This window comes from Rhodococcus sp. (in: high G+C Gram-positive bacteria), assembly GCF_049299235.1.
In the GTDB taxonomy this organism is placed as follows: domain Bacteria; phylum Actinomycetota; class Actinomycetes; order Mycobacteriales; family Mycobacteriaceae; genus Rhodococcus.
The window spans coordinates 1-23,297 of sequence record NZ_JBAQXC010000220.1 but is presented as its reverse complement, the minus strand read 5'-3'; the positions used below and the strand labels follow the sequence as shown (position 1 = coordinate 23,297).

Sequence of the window (23,297 nt, the reverse complement as noted above, 5' to 3'; positions counted from 1 at the left end):
GCCGGCGAGCCGCTCGCCGAGTGGGAGCAGGAACTGCTCTCGCAGGCCGCTCCGGCCGCCGAGGCCGAGGCGCCCGCTGAGGCACCTGTCGCCGAGGCACCTGCCGCGGACGCAGCCCCCGAGGCCTGATCCGTTGCACGGCCCCGACCGCTCGATCGCGAGATCATGGTCGGGGCCGTTGCACTGCGAGCGGTCCCGCGCTGGTGCCGCCCGCACCCGATGAACTTTCCTTCACAGACACAGGAGGCTCGCACACCATGGCGAACTACACCGCCGCCGACGTCAAGCGGCTCCGTGAGCTCACCGGCTCCGGAATGCTGGACTGCAAGAACGCGCTCGCCGACAACGACGGCGACTTCGACAAGGCCGTCGAGCAGCTGCGCATCAAGGGCGCCAAGGACGTGGGCAAGCGCGCCGAGCGCTCCACGGCCGAGGGCCTGGTCGTCGCCAAGGACGGCGTTCTGATCGAGCTCAACTCGGAGACCGACTTCGTCGCGAAGAACGACGAGTTCCAGGCTCTCGCCGACAAGATCGTCACCGCCGCCGCCGCGGCCCGCCCGGCCGATCTCGAGGCCCTCAAGGCTGTGGACGTCGACGGCAAGACCGTCGGCACCCTGGTCGAGGAGCTCTCGGCCAAGATCGGCGAGAAGCTCGAGCTGCGTCGTGTCGCCGTCGTCGACGGCCCGGTTGCCGTCTACCTGCACAAGCGTGCCACCGACCTGCCGCCTGCCGTCGGTGTGCTCGTCGCGTACTCCGGTGAGGGCGACGCCGCCGCCGACGCTGCTCGCGCTGCTGCGATGCAGGTCGCAGCCCTCAAGGCCAAGTACACCACTCGTGACGAGGTTCCCGAGGACATCGTCGCGGGTGAGCGTCGTATCGCCGAGGAGACCGCCAAGGCCGAGGGCAAGCCGGAGGCTGCACTGCCGAAGATCGTCGAAGGGCGGGTCAACGGCTTCTTCAAGGACGTCGTGCTGCTCGAGCAGTCGTCGGTGACGGACTCGAAGAAGACCGTCAAGGCGATCCTCGACGAAGCAGGCGCCACGGTGTCCAGCTTTGTTCGTTTCGAGGTCGGCGCCAGCTAGACCCACCTGTCCTCGACCCCGCCGGCCTCGTGCCGCGCGGGGTCGAGGCGCGTCACGGCCCGGCTCGGGCCGGCGGGTAATCCCTCACGCCCCGGTCTCGGCCCTACGGTGGTGATGAGGCAGGATAATAGAGCCGATCCTGTGCGATCCGCGATTCGTTCCAGACAGAGGAGAGCCATGTCCGACCATGCCCACGAACGGCCCGGTTTCCGCCGCGTGCTCCTCAAGCTCGGTGGCGAGATGTTCGGCGGCGGGAAGGTCGGACTCGACCCCGACGTCGTGACGATGGTCGCGCAGCAGATCGCGGAGGTTGTCCGCAGCGGTGTCGAGGTCGCGGTCGTGATCGGTGGTGGCAACTTCTTCCGCGGTGCGGAACTGCAGCAGCGTGGCCTCGAGCGTGCCAGGTCCGACTACATGGGCATGCTGGGTACTGTGATGAATTCCCTTGCACTGCAGGACTTTCTGGAGAAGGAAGGGATCGACACCCGCGTGCAGACGGCGATCACCATGGGGCAGGTCGCCGAGCCGTATCTTCCGCTGCGTGCCCGTCGTCACCTCGAGAAGGGTCGCGTCGTGATCTTCGGCGCAGGCATGGGCATGCCGTACTTCTCCACCGACACCACCGCTGCGCAGCGCGCCCTCGAGATCGGCGCCGAGGTCGTGCTCATGGCCAAGGCCGTCGACGGCGTCTACTCCGCCGACCCGCGGGTCGACGCCGACGCGACGATGTACACCGAGACCACCCATCGCGAGGTCATCGAGAAGGGCCTCAAGGTCGCCGACGCCACCGCGTTCAGCCTGTGCATGGACAACGACATGCCGATCATGGTCTTCAACCTGCTGACCAAAGGCAATATCGCCCGAGCAGTCGCCGGTGAGAAGATCGGAACACTCGTACGGTCATGATTGGACAACGGAACATGGAGGAACTGCCGTGATCGATGAAGCCCTCTTCGAAGCCGAGGAGAAGATGGAGAAGGCCGTCACGGTGGCCAAGGACGACCTCGGCGGCATCCGTACCGGCCGGGCGAACCCCGGCATGTTCAACCGCATCGTCGTCGACTATTACGGTTCGCCGACGCCGGTCACCCAGATTGCCAGCATCAACGTGCCCGAGGCGCGCATGGTGATCGTCAAGCCGTACGAGGCGTCGCAACTCAACGCGATCGAGACGGCGATCCGCAACTCGGATCTCGGCGTGAACCCCTCCAACGACGGCAACATCATCCGCATTTCGGTGCCGCAACTCACCGAGGAACGCCGCCGTGAACTCGTCAAGCAGGCCAAGGCCAAAGGTGAGGATGCCAAGGTCGCGGTACGCAACATCCGCCGGAAGGCGATGGACGAGCTGAACCGTATCCAGAAGGACGGAGAAGCCGGCGAGGACGAGGTGAACCGCGCGGAGAAGGACCTCGACAAGACCACTGCCAGGTACGTCGCGCAGATCGACGAAATCGTCAAGCACAAGGAAGCCGAACTGATGGAGGTCTGACGGTGGGCCGAGCCGACGGGCCGTCCGGCCCGCAGCTTCCACTCGATTCCGGTGACACCACCGGGATCACACCCGCTGCTCCGGCCGCGGAGCACACACCCGCACCGGAGAAGGCGTCCAAGGCCGGCCGCAACCTGCCTGCCGCGATCGGCGTGGGCGCCGCGCTCGGCGCGCTCGTCATCGGCATCCTGCTGTTCGTGCCGACGGCGTGGCTCGCTGTTGTCGCGATCGCGATCGCGATCGCGACATGGGAGGTCACCAAGCGACTGCGTGAAGCCGACGTTCGGGTCCCGCGGATCCCGCTGCTGCTCGGCGGGCAGGCGATGATCTGGCTCGGCTGGCCCTACGGCACGACCGGGGTGCTCGCCGCATTCGCCGGCACCGTCATCGTCGCTATGCTGTGGCGGCTGTTCGAGCGTGGCCTCGACGCGCAGCCACAGAACTATCTGCGCGACACGGCGGTCACCGTCTTCACGGCCGCGTGGCTGCCGCTGCTCGCGTCGTTCGCCACGCTGATGGTGTTCGAGGATCAGGGACCGCTCCGTGTGCTGTGCCTGATGTTCGTGTGCGTCGCGTCCGACATCGGGGGCTACGTGGCCGGGGTGCTGTTCGGTAAGCATCCGATGGCCCCGGCGATCAGCCCGAAGAAGTCGTGGGAAGGCTTCGCCGGTTCGTCGATCGCCTGCGTCGCCGTCGGTGTGCTCTCCGTGATGTTGATGCTCGGCGGCGCCTGGTGGGTCGGCGTCCTGCTCGGTCTGCTGCTGGTGCTGTGCGCGACCGCCGGTGATCTCATCGAATCGCAGGTCAAGCGCGACCTCGGCATCAAAGACATGGGCACCCTGCTGCCGGGCCACGGCGGCATCATGGACCGGCTGGATTCGATCCTGCCGTCCGCCTTCGTCACGTGGCTGGTCCTCGCGGCGTTCGTCTAGTGGCAGGTCGCCGGGCCGGTCGCGCGGTGAGTGGGAACAGCGTGATCGCCAGCCCCAACATTTGGCACTGGCCCGCGGTCTACGAGGAAGAAAACCGTGCCCAGGACACCCGCAGCGCCGTGTACACGGCGCTGCGGGAGTCCGTCGGCTGGGCGGGTGCCGACGTCGTCGACGTCGGCTGCGGCAGCGGATTCCACCTGCCGATGTTCGCGCGGGACGCGCGCACGGTCACCGGTGTCGAACCGCATACGCCGCTCGTCGACCTCGCCCGCAGACGCACAGCCGATGCCGGAACGGTCACCGTCCTCCACGGCGACGCCGAGCATCTCCCGCTTCCCGACGACAGCGCCGATCTGGTGCACGCACGCACGGCCTACTTCTTCGGGCCCGGTTGCGGAGCAGGGATCGCCGAGGCGCTGCGGGTCCTACGACCCGGCGGCGCCCTGGCCGTCGTGGACCTCGACGCGACCGCCCACCCCTACGGCCGGTGGATGCGCGAGGACCTCCCGCACTACGATCCGCCCACCGTCGAGTCGTTCTTCGCCGCGCAGGGATTCGACCTGCAACGCATCGACACCGAATGGTCCTTCCCGGACCGCTCGACCCTCGAACGCGTCCTCGGCATCGAGTTCTCCCCGCGCATTGCCGACCGGGCGGTGCGCGAAACGTTCGGCACGACCCTGACCGTGCGGTACCGGTTGCACGTCCGCCGGAAGCCGAGCGGCCTGGAGTTGTGAGGTGAGCCCTGCGGAGGCGGTATGCGCTCACCGACGGGACGGACAGCAGCGCGCGTGAGGGCGCGCGCGGCTGTCATTCGGCTGGGCGGATCACCGACCGCTATCCGCGTTCCCCGACGAATGCCCGCCACCTCGAACGACCGTGACCCCGAATGCCTGCGCCAACATGGTGATCTTCTTCGCCTTCGCCAGCTTCGGGAGGTCGCTGCCGTCGCGCGCACCGCTCCCGTCCTCACCGAGCCGGCCGATCACCTCGCGCGCCCAGGTCACGTCGTCAACGCTCGGACTCAGTGCCGCGTTCGCGTAGGACGCTCGCTCCGGCGTCATGCACAGTTTGCCGGTCATCCCCATCGACCGGGTCAGCTCCGCTTCCTGCTTCAGCGCGGTGGGGTCGTCGGTGAGCGACGGACCGTCGATCGGTCCCGCCAGGCGCGCGGCGCGGCTCGCGACCACCAGCCGCGAGCGTGGATATGCGAGTGCGAGCGGCGAGTCGTCGACGCCGGTGTCCCGGCGGAAGTCGCCGCTGCCGAACACGAGCCGGAATGCGCCGTCGGCGCGGGCGATCTCCGGGGCAGCTTCGAGTCCCATCGCGGATTCGATCAGGATCAGGATGTGGGTGCCGTCCGGTAGCCGGCCGGCGGTCGCGTCGACCTGATGGCCGCTCTCGGTCTTCGCGAGCATCACACCCTCGAGTCCGGACAACTCGGCCAGCGCCTCCAGGTCGTCGGCCCAGTATGGGGTGGTGGCGTCGTTGATCCGCACCCAGGCGTTGCCGCCGCCGCGCAGCCAGTCCACGACCCCGGCGCGCGCGGCCGGTTTGCCTGCGGCGGGCACGGCGTCCTCGAGATCGAGCACGACCGCATCGGCCGGGGAGGTCGCCGCAGCGCCGAAACGGTCCGGTGCGTGACCGGGCACGAGCAGCCACGACCGGGCGAGTTCGGGTCGGATCCGAGGGGACATACGTCGATGGTCCCGCGGTTTCGGGCATCGCGGGGCGAACCGGGCGCAATTCCCGTAACCGATCGCACACCGGGGGACTGCTCGCAGCATGGGATAATCGGTGATTATGGCTTCTTCCCTGCCCCTGGTTTTCGACGCACCCAAGCGTGGGATGCCCCCGCGGCACCTCGCCGACCTCGATTCCGAGCAGCGGCGTGCGGCGGTGCGCGAACTCGGATTGCCCGCGTTCCGCGCCGACCAGCTCGCCCGCCAGTACTACGGGCGCCTCGAAGCGGATCCGGAGAAGATGACCGATCTGCCCGCCGCGATGCGCGACACAGTCGGCGAGGCGTTGTTCCCGACGCTGCTGACGGCAGTCAAGCACATCGCGTGCGACGACGGCGAAACACGCAAGACACTGTGGCGGGCCGGCGACGGCACGCTGCTCGAAAGCGTCCTCATGCGCTATCCGGACCGGGCGACGCTGTGCATTTCCAGCCAGGCCGGATGTGGCATGGCCTGCCCGTTCTGCGCGACCGGTCAGGGCGGCCTCGACCGCAACCTGTCCACCGCAGAGATCGTCGACCAGGTCCGGGCCGCCGCGGCGGCCCTGCGCGACGGCGACGTCGCCGGGGGGCCGGGTCGGCTGTCCAATGTGGTGCTCATGGGGATGGGGGAGCCGCTCGCCAACTACAAGCGGGTCGTCGCCGCGGTGCGTCGCATCACCTCCCCGTCGCCCGAGGGTCTCGGGTTGTCGCAGCGGTCGGTGACCGTGTCGACAGTCGGGCTGGCCCCGGCGATCCGTCGGCTCGCGGACGAGGACCTGCACGTCACGCTCGCGGTGTCGCTGCACACCCCCGACGACGAACTGCGCGACACACTCGTCCCGGTCAACAACCGCTGGTCGGTCGCCGAGGTACTCGACGCGGCCCGCTACTACGCGGACAAGACCGGCCGCCGGGTCTCGATCGAGTACGCGCTGATCCGGGACGTCAACGACCAGCCGTGGCGCGCCGACATGCTCGGCAAGAAGCTGCACAAGGCTCTCGGCCCGCTCGTGCACGTCAACCTGATCCCGCTGAACCCGACGCCGGGCAGCGAGTGGGATGCCAGCCCCAAGGACGTCCAGCGCGAATTTGTGCGCCGCGTCCAGGCCCAGGGCGTGTCGTGCACCGTGCGCGACACCCGAGGCCAGGAGATCGCCGCGGCCTGTGGCCAGCTCGCCGCAGAAGGATGATCGGCCCTCGGCGGGGCGTCAGCTTTCCGCGGTGAGGAGGTCGGTGAGGTTGTCCAGGCTGGCGCGCACCACACGCGCGTATGCCGCAGCGACGATGGGGTCGGCCAGTTTTCCGAAGATTCCTCCGAGTCCGCTCTCGGTCTCGAGGCGGTAGGTGAATCGGGTTCCGCCGTCGGCCTCGTCGAGCCTCGATGTGGTGACGAATCCGATCTTGCTGTCCACCGCCTTGCCCGAGATCAGCTTCTGCGGTTCGCACTCGGTGAACTCGGTCACCCAGTCGACTTTCTTGCCGAGGAGGCGGTTGACTCCGCGCCAGCGGGTGCCCACGCCGAGTTCCCCGTCGGTGATCTGTTCACATTCGAGGATCGAATTTTCCCAGGACGGCCAATTGTGTGCCTTGGAGAGGAAATCCCACACTTCCGATGGGGGGCGGGGGATGACAACGGATTCTTCGGTAACCGGCATGATGATCACTTCCCGAGTGACGAAAGTTCCCCCGGCGCAACTGTTTCCCCCGGATGTCCCAATCTTCAGGGAACTTGAAGCGGGCCTGCCCCACGGCATCTATCGCAAGGAGGTCTGCTCGAAATCGTACGCCGACGTAGCGCGGTTGTCCCCGATAGTTAGCGGGCGAAAGTGCTTACGCGTGGTGGAGATCGGAATGTGCTTGTCCGAGAACGGACACCGATCTCGAATATCGGAGTCGGATCCGTGCCGTCCGAAAAATCTGTTGGTGCAGTTGAGGTTTGCGCTCTCAGCACGAAATATGCTCCGGTGAAACGGTTTACGGATGTCCTGTGACAGGAACCGGCGTTCGCGGAATCCGGCATGCGCGTGCGGCCCACCGTCCGTCGGTTCGGGTCACCTCGAAGGGGTGCGGAGCGTCGGACACCGAACTGCGGGGCAAGGGTCGTCTCGCCGGGTAGGCGCTCGCCGAGTTCCCCTTCGCCGGAACGAACCCGAGTCGACAACAGTTCGGCGGCCTGATTCGCCGGTGAATGTCTCCGGACCTGGGACACGTCCGCACTCTCTGCTCGTCGGAGGAACTACTTCCCAGACTCGCCGCCGCCGCGGCGGCGACCGCCGGCGGTGTGCGATCCGCGCATCGAGGACGACCGATCCGTGAGCATGAGCTGTGCCGGTGGGGGAGCCGGGCTGCGGAATGCCTCCGCTGCCCGGTGCAATTCGGTGGTCACGGCAGCGAGAATCGGCTGCGATCCGCTGCCGGCCCGGTACGCGATCCGGGTGCGGCGGCCGATCGGCAGTGGGGTGATCACGACGCCGTCAGGTACGTCGGTCAACCCGAGTTGGGGCACCAGCGCGACGCCGGCACCTGCGGCGACCAGTTGCAACACGGTGGCGAAATCGTCGACGCGATGGGCCACCCGCGGCTCGAACCCCTGGTTCAGGCAACTGCGCACCGCCATCGTGTGGCACAGCGTCCCGGTATTGCCGACAATCCATCGGCTGGTGGCGTGGCTGCCGATCACGACCTCGGCCGGCACGCCCGGAGCGGTCGGGGAGGCCAGGCACACCGCTTCGTCGAGCAGGGGTTCGAGCTCGATGCCGGCGCCCACGGCCGACGGCACGTTGTCGTATTCGTGTACGAGCGCGATGTCCAGGTGATCTCCGCGGAGAAGGTCCGGGACGTCCGCCGGGTCGACCTCCGTGACCGTCGGCTCGAGACCCGGTTCGGCGCGGCCGAGTTCGATCAGGGCGGGCAACACGATCGTCCGCAGCGCGGTCGGAAACGCCCCGAGCCGAACCGTTCCGGTCAGTCCGGTCTCACTGGCCGCGAGCGCAGCCAGCGCGCGTTCCAGATCGGCGAGAATCACCTCGGTGTGCTCGACGAGCACCGTCCCCGCCGCGGTCAGGCGTACGCGACGTCCCGTGCGGATCAGCAGTGGCCGCCCGACCTCACGTTCCAGCGCCGACAGCTGTTGGGATACCGCTGAGGGCGAGTAGGACAGGGCCGCCGCGACCGCTGCGATGGTTCCGCGATGAGCGAGTTCGCGCAGCAGGCGGAGCTTGCGGAGGTCCAGCATCAGTTCAGCTTACGTAGTGCGTCACGAACAGTAACTGGACCTGCGGCCTTCGAGCGATGAGGCTAGGGGGCATGACCTTTCGTCCTTCGGGAATCCTTGTCCCGCTTGTCACTCCGTTCACCGACACCGGCGACGTCTCCGGCGCGGACCTGGAACGACTCGCGCACACCGTGATCGACGACGGTGCCGCCGGCCTCGTCGCGCTGGGCACCACCGCCGAGGCTGCCGCGCTGTCCCCGCGGGAGCGCCGCGATGTCGTGCGGATCTGCGCCGTGGTGTGCCGCGACCGCAACGTTCCCCTGATCGTCGGTACCGGAACGAACGACACCGTCGGTACCGGACGCGCCCTCGAAGCCCTGGGCGCCGGAGGCGAATACCTGGGCGCCGGAGGCGGTGTCCTGGGTGCCGGAGGCGGTGTCCTGGGTGCCGGAGGCGGTGTCACCGCGGCGCTCGTGGTGGTTCCGTACTACACGCGTCCGTCCGAAGCGGGCGTCGTCGCGCACTTCGAGTACCTCGCCGAGCGCAGTCCCGCGCCGCTCGTGCTGTACAACGTTCCGTACCGCACCGGGCAACGACTGGGATGGGACGCGATCGTCCGTCTGTCCGAGCATCCGCGAATCGTCGGAATCAAGCAGGCCGTCGGCGCGATCGACACCGATACCGCGCGCGTGGTCACGGAGTGCGCAGACGGGTTCTCGGTGCTCGCGGGGGAGGACACGCTGATCTCGCCGCTGCTCGCGATGGGGGCGTCGGGAGCGATCGCGGCGACCGCGAACGTGTGTACGGCCGAATTCGTCGAACTGTTCCGGCTCTGGCAGGTGGGGCAGGTCGAACAGGCGCGAGAGTTGGGCAATCGGCTCGTCGGCCCGGCGGCCGCACTGATGGGACCGCCCAATCCTGTCGGGATCAAGGCGGTGCTGCACGCGTACGGCCGGATCGCCACGCCGAACGTCCGGCTCCCGCTGCTGCCGGTCGAGGACGGCGAGTCGATCGTCGCCGCCGTCGACCGACTGCGCGTGCGGGCGGTGCTCTGAAGAATCGCCGGTAGTGCGCTCCTTGCCTGAGGGATCTCCGGCGGTCGGGTCACGCTCCTGAGTGGACGACGCCTTCTTCGCTGCCACGGAAGGCTTGTCGATCGTGCCACCCTGATGTTGCGAGCGGATGTATCCCTCGTCTCATCCAATAGACCGAGGGATACATTCGCTCGAAAGCGGCTGGGATCAGGCGGGAGTCATGCCGCAACGCGGGCGGCGCGGCGGGTCAGCACCCCACTGTGCATTTCGTACTGCTTGTCGACAAGGTCGAGTTGGGCGAGATCGTGGGTGACCATCACGATCGCGACGTCCCGCTCGTGGGCGAGCGAGGCCAGCAGTCCGACGATTTCCCGGCTGCGGGCTTCGTCGAGCGCGGACGTCGGCTCGTCGACCAGCAGCACCGACGGGTCGTTCATCAGGCTGCGGGCGATCGCGACGCGCTGCCGCTGCCCACCGGACAATTGGTGGGGACGCTTGTCGAGATGCCCGTCCAGCCCGAGCGAGGTCAGTAGATCCCGCGCCCGGCCGCGCTGGTCACGGACCCGACGACCACGCAGGTGCGTCGTCATCAGCAGTTGTTCGGTGGCGGTGAGCGACGCGAGCAGATTCGACTGCTGGAACACGAAACCGAGGTGCTCACGCCGAAACGCGGTGCGCTGCGCGCGACTCAACCCGATCGTGTCGACATCGTCGACCATCACGATCCCGGAGTCCGGGGCGGTCAGCAGCCCGGCCACCGCCAGCAGGCTGGACTTGCCGGAGCCGGACGGGCCGGTGACCGCGACCAGTTCGCCGCGACCGACCGCGAAGTTCACGTGGTCGAGAGCGTGGAGTACGCCGTCGCCGTCGGGGTAGGTCAGGACGGTGTCACGCAGGGTGATGCTCATGGATGTCTCCTTCACTCGGATGTCGGTGTCAGCGGGCCGCGCCGAGCGCGGCGGTGTCAGCGGGCCGCGCCGAGCGCGGCGAGGGGGTCGATGGTGGCGACGCGGGTCACGGCTGCGGTCGCGCCGACCATGCCGAGGACCACGAGCGCGACGAACGGGACGAGGGTGCCGGCGACCGTCAACGTGAACGGGACGACCTGCGCGGCGAGGGCCCCCAAGCCCATCGCGGCGAGCGTGCCGAGACCTGCACCGGCGACGAGCACGATCAGTCCTTGGCCGAGAGCGTCGCGCAGCAGATATCCGGACGACGCGCCGATAGCCTTGAGGACCGCCAGGTCCTGGCTGCGCTGGATGGTCCACACGGTGAAGAACGCACCGACCACGAGCGCGCTGACCGCCAGCAGCATGCCCTGCATCATCAGTAGGGAACCGCGCTCGGAGCTGTAGCCCCCGATCGCGTTCAGCGCGCCGGAGACATCGGTGACGGCGGTGCCGGTCGACGCGGACGTGGCCGCAGCATCGAAACCGGCGGATGTGCGCAAGGCGACGACGCTGCCCTCACTGCCTCCCGACGTCGGCAGTGCGGTCCAGTCGGATCGGTCGAACCAGACCACCGGCTGGTGGCTGTAGAACGAATCGTCGACGAGTGCCGCCACCGTGAATGTCCGGCCGCCGGCGTCGACCTGCTGCCCGACGGCCCAGTTGTTGTCCTCGGCGAGGGTGCGGTCGACGGCGACCTTCCCCGAGGTGAGTGGCACCGGTGCGACGAACGACGAGCCGTCGACCCCGAACGCGCTGGCCCCGACGTCACGGCCGTCGACGGACAGCCGGGTCGGCGCCACACCGAGGATCACGGCCTCGTCGACGCCGGGTTGCGCGGCCAGGCTGTCGCGTTGCGTGTCGCCGACCCTGGAGTCGCTGAACGACACTTTCTGGTCGCCCGCGGGGGCGCTGAACGCGAAGTGGTCCGCGCCGATGCGCTGCACCGCGGCGATCGACTGGTTTCCCAGCCCCGCGGTCAGCCCCGACAGCATCACCACCATCAGGGTGAGAAGGAACAGGACCACGATCGTCAATGCGAAGCGGCCCTTGGCGAACACCAGGTCACGTATACCGAGGAACATGGTGTCCAGCCTCGTCCCGGACAGGGGGTCGACGCATCGCACGACGGTTGGGCTTCCCGGTCAATCGAAAGTTTGATTCCGGTGATCGCGGCAGGCCGGAACCCGTCGACGGTGTTAGCGTGGACGAAATGCAACTCCCAGCACACCGCGAGCGAGGTTCGACGTCGGCGTTCGCCGACCGCAGTCCGGCCTCCGTACTGCGTGTCATGATGTTCGGCGCGCACGCACTGTTCGTTCTGCTGCTCGCGGTCGGGGCCGGACGCAGCATCGTCGACGACCCGCAGCCCGTGCCCTCGCTGGTGCTCGCGGTGCTCGTACTCGGGTGGTACCTCGCCGGGATCCGGTTTGCGCGGACATCGGCGGACACGGGCCGCGCGGGCTACGGCAGAGTGTGGTTCGCGATCCTGGTGGCCGGCTGGCTCGGGCTCGCCGCGTTCAGCGGGAGTTACGTGTGGGTGGCGTTCCCGCTGTTCTTCCTGTGCTTCCACCTCCTCCCGACCGCGGCGGCGCTCGTGTCGACGGTGGGGATCACCGCGGTGGCCGTGATGGCAGCGCTGTGGCACGGTGAGGGCAATACCGTGGCGTCGATCGTCGGACCCGTCTTCGGTGCCGCCGCCGCCGCCGGGATGGCGTTGGTGTATCAGCAGTTGACGCACGACGCCCAGCAACGCAGTCGACTGTACGACGAACTGGCCCGATCCCACCGCGACCTGCTCGGGGCCCAGGACGAACTCGCGGCGTTGCAACGCGAGGCGGGTGCCGTGGCCGAACGCGCCCGGTTGGCCCGCGACATCCACGACACTCTCGCGCAGGGTTTCTCGTCGATCCTGTTGCTCGCCAGGGCCGGACAGCGCGATCCCGATCCGGTGGGAGTGCTCACCCGCATCGCCGCCACCGCGCAGGACAACCTTGTCGAGGCGCGGCGGGTCGTCGGGGCACTGACCCCGTCGGCACTGGAGGATGCCTCCCTCGGATCGGCGCTCGGCCGGGTGGTGTCCCAGTTGCACGAGCACATCGGTGTCGCTGCCGCACTCGTCGTCGACGGTGACGCCGTGGATCTGCCGATGGAGTTCGATGTCGCGTTGCTGCGGGTCGCGCAGAGCGCGCTCGCGAACGTGCGGTCGCATGCGAACGCCGAGCATGTGCGGGTCACCCTCGCGTACACCCCGGACGAGGTACGACTCGACGTGGTCGACGACGGCGTCGGTTTCGACCCGGATGTCGAGGTCGGGCCGGAATCGTACGGTCTGCGTGCGATGCGCGACCGGTTGGAGTCGCTCGGCGGCACGCTGGTCGTCGAGTCCGCTCCGGGTGACGGAACAGCCTTGGCTGCAACGCTTCCGGTTCCGTCATGACACTGAAGATCCTGCTGGTCGACGACCATCCGGTGGTGCGGGCCGGCCTGCGGGCGTTGCTGTCGTCGCACGACGGGCTCGATGTGGTCGGTGAGGCGGCATCGGGCGAGCAGGCGCTCGAGTTGGTCGCGTCGGAGCGTCCCGATGTGGTGTTGATGGACCTGCGGCTCGGGGAGGGCATGGACGGCGCGACCGCCACCGCGGCGATCGTCGCGCGGGCCGACGCGCCCCGCGTCGTCGTGCTCACCACCTACGACACCGACAGTGACATCCTGCGTGCCGTCGAGGCGGGGGCGTCCGGCTACCTGCTCAAGGACAGTGATCCGCAGGTGCTCGTGGATGCGGTGTGGGCGGCGGATCGCGGCGAAACGGTGATCGACCCGGATGTGGCGCAGCGTCTGTACCGCCGAATCCGTACGCCTCGCGTGGAACTCAGCGTCCGTGAGACGGAGATCGTCGCCCTCGTCGCGCAGGGTTTGTCGAACCGCGCCGTGGCGAAGGAGTTGTTCGTTACCGAGGCGACCGTGAAATCGCACCTGGTGCATGTCTTCTCGAAGCTGGGGGTTAGCAGTCGCACAGCTGCGGTCGCGGCTGCCCGTGAGCGCGGACTCATCGACTGAAGGTCCACCTCTGCAATACGAGCGAAAGGCACGCTCGGTCGATTGTAGGAGCCGAATGTGCCTTTCGCTCGAGGTGGGCGAACGACGGCAGGGCCTCCCGAGATATGGCAGGGCCTGCCCGGAACGTGCCGGGCAGGCCCTGCCGAAAACCGTGTGTGACTACCGTGGACGACGGCGCTTGATCGCGTCGACCACGACGACGAGCACGAGTAGTGCGGCGAATCCGACCAGGAACCAGTCTTCGACACGACCGTGGTGGTTGCCGATGATCATCAGCAGCAGGAAGACCGCGCTGATGATGGCCATGATGCGGAAGAACTTGGGAGCTTCGCCGCTCCATCCCCACTCCGCCGACGGCACCTCGGCCGTGTCGACATGAGTGGTCTTCAACTCGGTACCGGCCACGGGAGTTCCTCCTGCTCGAAAGATCGCGCTGTTGGGCTAATCGTGGCATACGACCGCCTGTCGTACGAAGCGGGGGCGACGCCCGCGCGTCGCCGGCTGTCCCCAGCCGATTCAGGAACACCTCAGGTGCATCAGGAACAATAGTCGCGTGGTGGACACAGAATCTCACTCCCGTACCCGCGTCCTGTTGCTCGGCAGTACCGGATCGATCGGGACCCAGGCGCTCGAGGTCATCGACGCCAACCCCGACAAGTTCGAGGTCGTCGGCCTGGCCGCCGGCGGCGGCAACCTCGCGTTGCTCGCCGACCAGATCCGCGCGACCGGTGTCACCGACGTCGCGGTCGCGAACCCGGACGCCGCGGCTCGGCTGGACCTGCCGCACGGCGGCGTGAAGGTCCGCAGCGGACGGGCTGCGGTCACCGAGTTGGTGCGCGAGACCGAGGCGGACGTCGTCCTCAATGCGCTGGTCGGTTCGCTCGGCCTCGAACCGACCCTTGCGGCCCTCGCGACGGGCGCGCGGCTCGCGCTCGCCAACAAGGAATCCCTGGTCGCAGGTGGTGCGCTCGTCATGTCTGCGGCCGCCCCCGGCCAGATTGTGCCCGTCGATTCGGAGCATTCGGCGTTGGCGCAGTGCCTGCGTGGCGGCGCCGCCGGCGAGGTCGACCGGCTGGTGCTCACCGCGTCGGGTGGCCCGTTCCGCGGCTGGAGCTCCGAGCAGCTCCACGGCGTCACCCCCGAGCAGGCCGGTGCGCATCCAACCTGGTCGATGGGCCCGATGAATACCCTCAACTCGGCGACCCTCGTCAACAAGGGGCTCGAACTCATCGAAACCCACCTGCTGTTCGGCATCGACTACGACCGTATCGACGTCACCGTCCACCCCCAGTCGATCGTGCATTCGATGGTGACGTTCACCGACGGTTCGACGCTCGCGCAGGCGTCGCCGCCGTCGATGAAACTGCCGATCGCACTGGCACTGGCGTGGCCGGATCGGGTTCCCGGCGCTGCCCCGGCTCTCGATTTCGCGACCGCGTCGACGTGGGAGTTCGCGCCCGTCGACAACACGGTGTTCCCCGCCGTCGACCTGGCCCGCGCCGCGGGGAGAGGGGGCGGCAGCCTCACCGCGGTGTACAACGCGGCCAACGAGATCGCCGCCGAGGCGTTCCTGGCGGGTGCCTTGCCGTTCCCCGGCATCGTCCGCACGGTCGCGGATGTACTCGACGACGCACACGAGTGGTCGGCGGAACCCGCTACCGTGGACGACGTGCTCGCCGCCGACGGGTGGGCTCGGGACCGAGCCCGCGTGCTCGTGAAACAGGAGGAGCGTTACCGATGATGTTCGTGCTGGGCGTGGTGATCTTCGCCCTCGGCATCACCGCCTCCGTCGCGTTGCACGAGGCCGGCCACATGTGGACCGCGCAGAAGCTCGGCATGAAGGTGCGGCGGTTCTACATCGGCTTCGGCCCCCGGATCTTCTCGTTCCGGCGCGGCGAAACCGAGTACGGACTCAAGGCGCTGCCCGCAGGCGGATTCTGCGACATCGCCGGGATGACCGCACTCGACGAACTCGAACCCGACGAGTACGACCGCGCGATGTACAAGCAGAAGACCTGGAAACGCCTGGTCGTCATGTCCGGCGGCATCGCCATGAACTTCCTGATCGGCATCGTGCTGATCTATGCCCTCGCCGTCACGTCCAGCCTGCCGAACACCGAGACTCGTGCCGTGGTCGGCACCGTCGGATGCGCCGCTCCGACGCAGGCAGGTGAGGAGGGCGGTTACGAGCCCGCCGCATGCGACGGTGTCGGACCGGCCGAGGCTGCCGGAATCGAACCGGGCGACGTCGTCGTCGCGGTCGGCGACACCCCGGTCGAGACCTTCGGTCAACTGGTCCAGGCCACCCAACCGTTGTCCGGAACGGTCGACTTCACCGTCGAACGTGGCGAGCAGACCCTCACGTTCCCGGTGGCGATTCAGCAGGTGCAGCGCTGGGTCTACCAGAGCAACGACCCCGACGCGAAGCCTGTGTCGCGGGAGGTCGGCGCGATCGGCGTCGGTGGGGAGCCCCGTGATCTCGAGTACACGCCGTTGTCGGCGGTCCCCGCGACCTTCGAGTTCACCGGATTCATCGTCGCGCGCACCGCGGAGGCGCTCGTGCAGTTGCCGTCGAAGGTGTCCGACCTGTGGACCGCGGTGACCGGCGGGGAACGCGCCATCGACACCCCCGTCAGTGTCGTCGGTGCCAGCGTCATCGGTGGTCAGTTCGCCGAGGCAGGAATCTGGCGGTCCTTCGTGTTGCTGCTCGCCCAACTGAACTTCTTCCTCGGCGCATTCAACCTGTTGCCGCTGCTGCCCCTCGACGGCGGGCACATGGCCGTCGCGATCTACGAACGCATCCGCAACTGGGTTCGCAATCTGCGCGGCCTCGTCGACGGACCGCCCGTGGACTACATGAAACTGCTCCCCATCACCTACGTGGCCGTGGTCGTCGGTGGCGCATACATGCTGCTGACGTTGACCGCGGACATCGTCAACCCCATCAAGCTGCTCTGACCTGCGCCGCTAGAATCGGCAGGAGCAACGAAAGAAGGCGAAACGTGACCAGCCCCATCGGTTTGGGCATGCCCGAAGTTCCCGCAGTGCTCGCGCCGCGCCGCAAGACCCGCCAGTTGATGGTCGGCGGCGTCGGTGTCGGTAGCGACCATCCGGTGTCGGTGCAGTCGATGTGCACCACCAAGACGCACGACATCAACGCGACCCTCCAGCAGATCGCCGAACTCACCGCCTCCGGCTGCGACATCGTCCGGGTCGCCTGCCCGCGGCAGGAGGATGCCGACGCGCTCACGACCATCGCGAAGAAGAGCAAGATCCCGGTGATCGCGGACATCCATTTCCAGCCGCGCTACATTTTCGCCGCCATCGACGCCGGGTGCGCCGCCGTGCGCGTCAATCCCGGAAACATCAAGGAGTTCGACGGCCGCGTCAAGGAGGTCGCCAAAGCCGCCGGTGATGCCGGCATTCCGATTCGTATCGGCGTGAACGCGGGTTCGCTCGATCCGCGGTTGATGCAGAAGTACGGCAAGGCCACGCCCGAAGCGCTCGTCGAATCCGCGTTGTGGGAGGCGGGCCTGTTCGAGGAACACGGCTTCGGCGACATCAAGATCTCCGTCAAACACAACGACCCCGTCGTGATGGTCGAGGCGTACCGGCAACTCGCGGCGCAATGCGACTATCCGTTGCATCTCGGCGTGACCGAGGCCGGGCCGGCGTTCCAGGGCACGATCAAGTCGGCGGTGGCTTTCGGTGCGCTGCTGTCGGAAGGGATCGGTGACACCATCCGGGTGTCGCTGTCCGCGCCGCCCGCCGAGGAGATCAAGGTCGGCGCCCAGATCCTGCAGTCGCTGAATCTGCGTCCCCGCAAACTCGAGATCGTCTCGTGCCCGTCGTGTGGTCGCGCCCAGGTCGATGTCTACACCCTCGCCAACGAGGTCTCGGCGGGCCTCGAGGGCATGGAAGTGCCGTTGCGTGTCGCGGTGATGGGGTGCGTCGTCAACGGCCCGGGTGAAGCGCGGGAAGCCGATCTCGGTGTCGCCTCGGGCAACGGCAAGGGCCAGATCTTCGTCAAGGGGCAGGTCATCAAGACCGTTCCGGAGGCGCAGATCGTCGAAACGCTCATCGAGGAAGCGCTGCGCATCGCCGAGGAGATGGAAGGGGACGCCGGCTCCGGCGCACCCACCGTGTCGGTGGGGTGAACGCCGGTGACCGGTGCGGTGCCCGTCATTCGGGAGTAGGTTTCCGTAAGGCTGCGGCTCGTGGCAATCTGGTCGGTATCGGCAGTCGACAGGTGGTGGGCACGTGCTCAAGCTTCTGGGGGTCCGGTCGCTCGGCGGACGGGACACCGCCGCGGTCTTGCGGGTCCTCGCCCGCGACCCGGTGGCGTCGTGCATGGTCACCGGACGCGTCGAGGAGTACGGCATCGCCGGTCGATCCGTCGGCGGCGAGATGTGGAGCCGTGGCGGCCCCGAGACGTCGCTGTGTTTCTCCGGAGCCAACCTGATTCCGCTGCTCGGCGCCCCCGACGACGTGCAGGCATTCGCCGAACGTGCCGCTCGCGGCCCACGGCTGTGCTCGTCGGTCGTCGGTCGAGCCGAATTGGCGATGCCCATGTGGGAACTGCTCGAATCGACGTGGGGGCCGGCCCGGGAGGTCCGCGCCGAACAACCCCTGCTCGTCCTGGATCGGGAGCCGCTCGTTGCACCCGACCCGTTGGTGCGGCGTGTCCGGCCCGAGGAACTCGACGCCTATCTTCCCGCCGCCGTCGCCATGTTCATCGAGGAAGTCGGCATCGACCCGCGTGCCGGGGACTCGGGAGCCAGCTACCGGCGCCGCGTCGCGGGCCTCATCGCGACCGGACGTGCCTGGGCCCGGTTCGAGAACGGCGAAGTGGTCTTCAAGGCCGAGGTGGGTTCGCAGTCGTCGACGGTCGGACAGATCCAGGGCGTCTGGGTGAGCCCGGCCATGCGCGACGCGGGACTCGGATCGGCGGGCACCGCGGCAGTCGCGGTTGCGGTCGCGGCGACGGGACGGCTGCCGAGCCTGTACGTCAACAGCTTCAACGAGCGGGCCCGCGCCGCGTACGCGCGCATCGGATTCCGGCAGGTCGCCACGTTCTCCACCGTTCTGCTCGACTGAACTGGGCACCCTCCGGCCGGGCGGGGCGACGGCCACCACGTTCGTTGCGCCTCCCCGATGTTCGGGCCTCGGGCTCCTACGATGACGGGCGATGAAAGCCAGATCGGTACCCGCGTCGTTCCCGGCTGCCCGCCGCCATGTCCTCGTCCGGACCGTGGCGGCGGCGGTTGTCATGGTTGCGGTACTCGGCGGAGTCGTGGCGTGCACACCGAAACCTGCAGGCCCCGAAGCTGCTGCGCTGGCGTTCCTCACCGCGTTCTCCGAACAGGACTTCGCGGCGGCCGCCGGCCACACGGACCGACCCGACGAGGCCGAGGCCGCCCTCGCCGAGACCTGGGACGGCGTGCAGGCCGAGTCGCTGACCGCAGGCACGGCCGGCGTGCAGATCCGCGGCGACACCGCGACGGTCACCTACTCCTACGAGTGGCATCTGCCCAAGGACCGAATCTGGCCGTATACCGGGTCGATGCAGATGGGACGCAGCGGTGAAGACTGGATCGTGCGGTGGACCCGCTCGAACCTGCACCCGCAGCTCGGCGACCGCCAGACGATGCAATTGCGCACCAAGGCCGCGCCGCGGGCCCGCGTCAACGAGCACTCCGGCGGGGACGTGCTCGTCCCGGGGACCGTGTACTCCGTCGCGTTCGATGCGTCCGCGAGCCGCGATGTGCTCGGCGCGGCCCATGCCCTGTCGGCTGCCCTGTCCGGGTTCGACAGCACCCTCACGGCCCAGTCGATCGCCGAATCTGCGACGGCGGCGAGCGGCGCGTCCGCAGTCGTCCGGCTGGTCGAGGACGACTACGTGACCGTGTCCGACGCGCTCGGTGCGATCCCCGGCGTGCTGGTCACCGAGCAGGCGGATCTCGTGGCCACCGACCGGAATTTCGCGCCGGATCTGCTCGGTCAGATCAAGAAGACCGTCATCGACGAGGTCGACGGTGTGTCCGGCTGGAGTGTCGTCGCGATGAATCAGTACGGGGGAGACGTCGGGGTCCTCACCGAGACGGCGCCGCGGCCGGCGCCCTCGTTCTCGATCAGCCTGGACCGGCCCATCCAGTTGGCGGCGCAGGCTGCGGTCGATGCTCGCGTCGAACAGGCCATGACGGTGGTGATCGAGGCGTCCACCGGCGCGGTCCTGGCGGTCGCTCAGAACAAGGCCGCGGACCGGGACGGTCCGGTCGCGATCGCGGGCCACTACCCACCCGGCTCCACATTCAAGATCATCACCTCGGGTGCGGCGATCGCCACCGGTCTTGCGACCCCCGACACGATGGTGCCGTGCCCGGGCCGGATCACCATCGGTGAACGCAGCGTCCCCAACTACAACGAATTCGCGCTCGGTGTCGTCCCGATGGCGACGGCGTTCGCCCGCTCGTGCAACACGTCGTTCGCGAAGCTGGCGTCCGAGATGCCCGCCGACGCGCTCACGAACGCGGCCGCCGCGTTCGGTATCGGCCCCGAGTACGGGCTCGTCGGACTGCCGGTGTTCTCCGGGTCGGTACCGCCCGCGGAGGACATCGTGCAACGTGCCGAGGACGGGTTCGGACAGGGTCGGGTCGTCGTCAGCCCGTTCGCGATGGCGCTCGCCGCGGCGACCGTCGCCGCCGGGCACACCCCCGTCCCGTACCTGATCCAGGGCCGGGAAACCACCGTCGACGGCGATCGCCCGGCCATCACCGAGGAGATGGTCGACGGACTGCGCGGCATGATGCGGCTGGTGATCACCAGCGGTACCGCCGACCGCATCCGAGACCAGGGCGAGGTGTACGGCAAGACCGGTGAGGCCGAGGTCGAGGGCGGATCACACGCGTGGTTCGTCGGCTATCGCGGCGACCTCGCGTTCGCCACGCTGGTCGTTCGCGGCGGCAGCTCCGACAACGCCGTCTCCGTCACCCGCGACATGTTCGAGGCCCTGCCGGACGGCTATTGACAGCGGAAAGAACAGGAGTCAGGGCAACAGCGACAGTCGCCGTGCCACGACCACCGCCTCGTGCCGGGTGTGCACGTCGAGTTTGCTCATCGCACTGCGCAGATAGCTTTTCACCGTCTCCGATGTCACCGACAGACGCTGCGCGATCTCGACGTTGGTGCAGCCCAGCGCCACATGCGAGAGCACATCGGTCTCGCGCGGCGAGAGCACGATCGCGGCCTCCGGAGCCGGGACACCACCGAACGCGCCGACGAGCCGATCCGACAGCGACCGCAACTGGCGGCGCAAACCGACATCGATCACCGTCTGGGCGAGGCTGCGCAGTTCCGCGTGCACCTCCCGGACCTCCGCTGTCGCCAGCGGATCACGGTCGGTAGGGCCGAGCCGCGCGAGCATCGCCAGTCGCCGGTCGACCTCGTCGCGCACCGTGATCTCGTCGGCGAGACGCCGTGCGGCCTGCACGAACGCGCCGACCGCGCGATCACCCAGTGGCGCACACTCACGAATCGCCCCGTACAGCACAGCCCGTGCGGCGCCCCGCACGAGCACCGGAACCGCGAGGATCGACCGCAGCCCCTCGCCGAGCACCGGACGGTCGAAGTGGTGGGTGATCGACGAGGACCGTCCGTAATCCGAGACCGTCAACGGCTTGACCCGATCGACGACAAGCCCGCCGAGCCCGGCCTTCGGCGGCACGATCACCCCGTCGAGCCCGTTCGTGCGGGTACCGAGGAACTCACTCAGATGGATGTGGCCGCCGTGGACCTCCCCGGCGAACACCACCGAGACCTGCGCGTCGGCGGCGGTGCGCCGCAGTTCACCGCGCAGAGCATCGCCGTCGCGTGGCCGGAGCAGCGACGAAGGATCGGACACCGGCACGACGGCCCACCCCTTTCCGGGGGTATCGGGAACGAGTTGTGACTCGCATCATAGAGAACGGTGCAACCCTGGTGTGGTGCGCATCCCGCGGCCTGCGCCGCGGCCTGCGAAAACCGAACTGTGAACGCTCGATGAGGAGGACGGTCGATGGCCGCCGATTTCGATGTTCGTGTCCGCGAACTACTGGACCGCTACGACACCGCGGACGCGTGCGCCGCGAACCTGTTGTGCGACGCACACCCCGCGGACGCGGTCGCATTCACCGTCGTCGACGCCGACCTCACCTCGACCGACCTGACGTACGGCTATCTGCGTGAACAGTCCACGCGCTTCGCGGCCGCCCTGAACGATCTCGGTGTCGAACCGGGCGACCACGTCGCGACCCTGATGGGCAAATCCGCCGACCTGGTCGTTGCCCTGCTCGGCATCTGGCGTCGCGGCGCCGTGCACGTGCCGCTGTTCACGGCGTTCGCACCGCCGGCCATCGCGTTCCGGTTGCAGGCCAGCGGCGCGAAGGTCGTCGTCACCGACGCCGACCAACTCGGCAAACTCGCGCCCGGCGAGGACATCGCGGCCGACGCGCCGTGGCAGATCGTCGTTGCGGGCGACGCCGGGGAGGCCGGGGTCGGGCTGCACTTCGCAGACCTGGTCGGTGCCCACTCGAGCGACGATCCGCAGGGCGCCGCGGTCGCCGTCGGTGGCGCAGGCGGGCTCGTTCAACTGTTCACCTCCGGCACCACGGGAACACCGAAGGGGGTGCCGGTGCCGGTGCGGGCGCTCGCCTCGTTCCACGCCTACATGGAATTCGGCCTGGACGTCCGCGCCGACGACGTCTTCTGGAATGCCGCGGACCCCGGATGGGCGTACGGGCTGTACTACGCGCTGCTCGGTCCGATGGCCGCCGGCCGACGCAGCATCCTGCTGCACGCCGGGTTCTCGCCGGCGCTGACCTGGCAGGTGATGGAGACGTTCGGCGTCACCAACTTCGCGGCCGCGCCGACGGTGTATCGCAGCCTGCGTGCCGCCCCCGACGCAGGCCCGGAGATCCGGCTGCGGCGCGCCTCGTCGGCGGGTGAACCCCTCACCCCGGACGTGCTGACCTGGTCCGAGAAGAAATTCGGTGTCGTCGTCCACGACCAGTACGGGCAGACCGAGCACGGGATGTTCGTCGTCAACGCGTGGGCCGACGGCCTGCTCGAGGACGTACCGCCGATGTCGATGGGCCGGCCGCTGCCCGGCTGGTCCGTCGCGGTACTGAAGGACGACAGCGACGAGGTTGCCGAACCGAACGAGGTCGGCCGCGTCGCGATCGACACCCACGCCAGCCCGCTGCTGTGGTTCACCGGCTATGTCGATGCACCGCAGAAGACACGGGAACGCTTCAGTGAGGACGGTCGCTGGTACCTGACCGGCGACGCCGGACGCGTCGACGAGAACGGCTTCTACTTCTTCTCGTCCCGCGACGACGACGTGATCATCATGGCGGGCTACCGGATCGGCCCGTTCGACGTCGAAAGCGTGCTCGTGCTGCATGAACAGGTCGTCGAGGCGGCGGTCGTCGGCATGCCCGACGAGTTGCGCGGGGAGGTCCTCGAGGCGTTCGTCGTCCTGCGTGAGGGTGTCGAGGGCACCGACGAACTCGAAGACGAGCTGCAACAGTTGGTGAAGAAGAAGTTCGCCGCGCACGCCTATCCGCGGACGGTGCATTTCGTGCCGCACCTGCCGAAGACACCCAGCGGCAAGGTCCAGCGGTTCCTGCTCCGTCAGCGCTGATCGGGTACTGAACCCGGTTGACCGAGTACCGAGCGCGCCGCGCGGGTGATGCCTCGACAGCCATCACCCGCGCGCGGGCATATCCTGGTCGTCATGTCTGTACGCACAGCTCTCGTTCCCGGAACCCCCAGTCC

Annotated in this window: 22 protein-coding genes; 15 read left to right on the top strand and 7 right to left on the bottom strand. The window is 68.3% G+C overall.

Annotated elements, in window-relative coordinates:
* The first annotated feature begins 257 nt into the window (after positions 1-257).
* The 5 genes from tsf (at position 258) to WAX14_RS12720 (ending at position 4,243) form a co-directional block, all read left to right on the top strand.
* The gene (gene tsf, locus WAX14_RS12740) at positions 258-1,082 is read left to right on the top strand and encodes a translation elongation factor Ts (RefSeq protein ID WP_422628424.1); all 825 of its coding nucleotides are present in this window, start codon (positions 258-260) and stop codon (positions 1,080-1,082) included.
* Positions 1,083-1,259: 177 nt separating this feature from the next.
* On the top strand, positions 1,260-1,988 hold the full coding sequence (pyrH, locus tag WAX14_RS12735; protein WP_422628423.1) for a UMP kinase: 729 nt from the start codon (positions 1,260-1,262) through the stop codon (positions 1,986-1,988).
* A gap of 28 nt (positions 1,989-2,016) precedes the next feature.
* Positions 2,017-2,574 carry a ribosome recycling factor gene (gene frr, locus WAX14_RS12730; RefSeq protein ID WP_422628422.1) on the top strand — a complete coding sequence of 186 codons (558 nt, stop codon included), beginning with the start codon at positions 2,017-2,019 and terminating at the stop codon, positions 2,572-2,574.
* A gap of 2 nt (positions 2,575-2,576) precedes the next feature.
* On the top strand, positions 2,577-3,506 hold the full coding sequence (locus WAX14_RS12725) for a phosphatidate cytidylyltransferase (protein ID WP_422628421.1): 930 nt from the start codon (positions 2,577-2,579) through the stop codon (positions 3,504-3,506).
* Positions 3,507-3,547: 41 nt separating this feature from the next.
* The gene (locus tag WAX14_RS12720) at positions 3,548-4,243 is read left to right on the top strand and encodes a class I SAM-dependent methyltransferase (protein WP_422628425.1); all 696 of its coding nucleotides are present in this window, start codon (positions 3,548-3,550) and stop codon (positions 4,241-4,243) included.
* A gap of 90 nt (positions 4,244-4,333) precedes the next feature.
* Here WAX14_RS12720 and WAX14_RS12715 read toward each other — a convergent pair whose 3' ends face one another.
* Entirely contained in the window at positions 4,334-5,203 is an 870-nt protein-coding gene (locus WAX14_RS12715; RefSeq protein ID WP_422628420.1) for an HpcH/HpaI aldolase/citrate lyase family protein, read from the bottom strand.
* A gap of 106 nt (positions 5,204-5,309) precedes the next feature.
* Between WAX14_RS12715 and rlmN the strand changes: the two genes are divergently transcribed.
* On the top strand, positions 5,310-6,419 hold the full coding sequence (gene rlmN, locus WAX14_RS12710; RefSeq protein WP_422628419.1) for a 23S rRNA (adenine(2503)-C(2))-methyltransferase RlmN: 1,110 nt from the start codon (positions 5,310-5,312) through the stop codon (positions 6,417-6,419).
* An 18-nt stretch (positions 6,420-6,437) separates the two neighbouring features.
* On the opposite strand, the gene WAX14_RS12705 is transcribed toward rlmN, so the two are convergent.
* Positions 6,438-6,884: an SRPBCC family protein gene (locus tag WAX14_RS12705; protein WP_422628418.1), complete on the bottom strand. Its 447-nt coding sequence runs from the start codon at positions 6,882-6,884 to the stop codon at positions 6,438-6,440.
* A 581-nt stretch (positions 6,885-7,465) separates the two neighbouring features.
* Positions 7,466-8,464, bottom strand: coding sequence for a LysR family transcriptional regulator (locus tag WAX14_RS12700; protein WP_422628417.1), 999 nt, complete (start codon positions 8,462-8,464; stop codon positions 7,466-7,468).
* A 71-nt stretch (positions 8,465-8,535) separates the two neighbouring features.
* Here WAX14_RS12700 and WAX14_RS12695 point away from each other — a divergent pair, with 71 nt between their 5' ends.
* Positions 8,536-9,498, top strand: coding sequence for a 4-hydroxy-tetrahydrodipicolinate synthase family protein (locus WAX14_RS12695; RefSeq protein ID WP_422628416.1), 963 nt, complete (start codon positions 8,536-8,538; stop codon positions 9,496-9,498).
* A 197-nt stretch (positions 9,499-9,695) separates the two neighbouring features.
* On the opposite strand, the gene WAX14_RS12690 is transcribed toward WAX14_RS12695, so the two are convergent.
* A complete protein-coding gene (locus tag WAX14_RS12690) occupies positions 9,696-10,385 on the bottom strand; it encodes an ABC transporter ATP-binding protein (RefSeq protein ID WP_422628415.1) in 690 nt (229 codons plus the stop codon).
* Positions 10,386-10,441: 56 nt separating this feature from the next.
* Positions 10,442-11,509 (bottom strand): ABC transporter permease, encoded by a 1,068-nt coding sequence (locus WAX14_RS12685; RefSeq protein ID WP_422628414.1) that lies wholly within the window; start codon positions 11,507-11,509, stop codon positions 10,442-10,444.
* Between the two features lie 128 nt (positions 11,510-11,637).
* On the opposite strand from WAX14_RS12685, the gene WAX14_RS12680 reads away from it, so the two are divergent.
* Together WAX14_RS12680 and WAX14_RS12675 are read left to right on the top strand one after the other, a co-directional pair.
* Positions 11,638-12,864, top strand: coding sequence for a sensor histidine kinase (locus WAX14_RS12680; protein ID WP_422628413.1), 1,227 nt, complete (start codon positions 11,638-11,640; stop codon positions 12,862-12,864).
* Positions 12,861-13,484, top strand: a complete 624-nt coding sequence (locus tag WAX14_RS12675) for a response regulator (RefSeq protein WP_422628412.1) — start codon at positions 12,861-12,863, stop codon at positions 13,482-13,484. The genes WAX14_RS12680 and WAX14_RS12675 overlap by 4 nt, the downstream gene beginning before the upstream one ends.
* Positions 13,485-13,643: 159 nt before the next feature.
* Here the strand turns inward: WAX14_RS12675 and WAX14_RS12670 are convergent, their stop codons facing one another.
* Complete coding sequence (locus WAX14_RS12670) at positions 13,644-13,889, bottom strand: DUF2631 domain-containing protein (protein ID WP_422628411.1); 246 nt, start codon at positions 13,887-13,889, stop codon at positions 13,644-13,646.
* A 151-nt stretch (positions 13,890-14,040) separates the two neighbouring features.
* On the opposite strand from WAX14_RS12670, the gene dxr reads away from it, so the two are divergent.
* From dxr to WAX14_RS12645, 5 genes are all read left to right on the top strand, one after another.
* Positions 14,041-15,225, top strand: coding sequence for a 1-deoxy-D-xylulose-5-phosphate reductoisomerase (gene dxr / locus WAX14_RS12665; RefSeq protein ID WP_422628410.1), 1,185 nt, complete (start codon positions 14,041-14,043; stop codon positions 15,223-15,225).
* A complete protein-coding gene (locus tag WAX14_RS12660; RefSeq protein ID WP_422628409.1) occupies positions 15,222-16,442 on the top strand; it encodes a M50 family metallopeptidase in 1,221 nt (406 codons plus the stop codon). The genes dxr and WAX14_RS12660 overlap by 4 nt, the downstream gene beginning before the upstream one ends.
* 44 nt (positions 16,443-16,486) lie before the next feature.
* On the top strand, positions 16,487-17,641 hold the full coding sequence (gene ispG / locus WAX14_RS12655; RefSeq protein WP_422628408.1) for a flavodoxin-dependent (E)-4-hydroxy-3-methylbut-2-enyl-diphosphate synthase: 1,155 nt from the start codon (positions 16,487-16,489) through the stop codon (positions 17,639-17,641).
* A gap of 103 nt (positions 17,642-17,744) precedes the next feature.
* Positions 17,745-18,581 (top strand): GNAT family N-acetyltransferase, encoded by an 837-nt coding sequence (locus tag WAX14_RS12650; protein WP_422628407.1) that lies wholly within the window; start codon positions 17,745-17,747, stop codon positions 18,579-18,581.
* A 91-nt stretch (positions 18,582-18,672) separates the two neighbouring features.
* Positions 18,673-20,511, top strand: coding sequence for a penicillin-binding transpeptidase domain-containing protein (locus tag WAX14_RS12645; protein WP_422628406.1), 1,839 nt, complete (start codon positions 18,673-18,675; stop codon positions 20,509-20,511).
* Positions 20,512-20,529: 18 nt separating this feature from the next.
* On the opposite strand, the gene WAX14_RS12640 is transcribed toward WAX14_RS12645, so the two are convergent.
* Positions 20,530-21,390 (bottom strand): LuxR C-terminal-related transcriptional regulator, encoded by an 861-nt coding sequence (locus tag WAX14_RS12640; RefSeq protein ID WP_422628405.1) that lies wholly within the window; start codon positions 21,388-21,390, stop codon positions 20,530-20,532.
* 147 nt (positions 21,391-21,537) lie between these two features.
* Here WAX14_RS12640 and WAX14_RS12635 point away from each other — a divergent pair, with 147 nt between their 5' ends.
* The gene (locus WAX14_RS12635) at positions 21,538-23,163 is read left to right on the top strand and encodes an AMP-binding protein (RefSeq protein ID WP_422628404.1); all 1,626 of its coding nucleotides are present in this window, start codon (positions 21,538-21,540) and stop codon (positions 23,161-23,163) included.
* Positions 23,164-23,297: the final 134 nt, after the last annotated feature.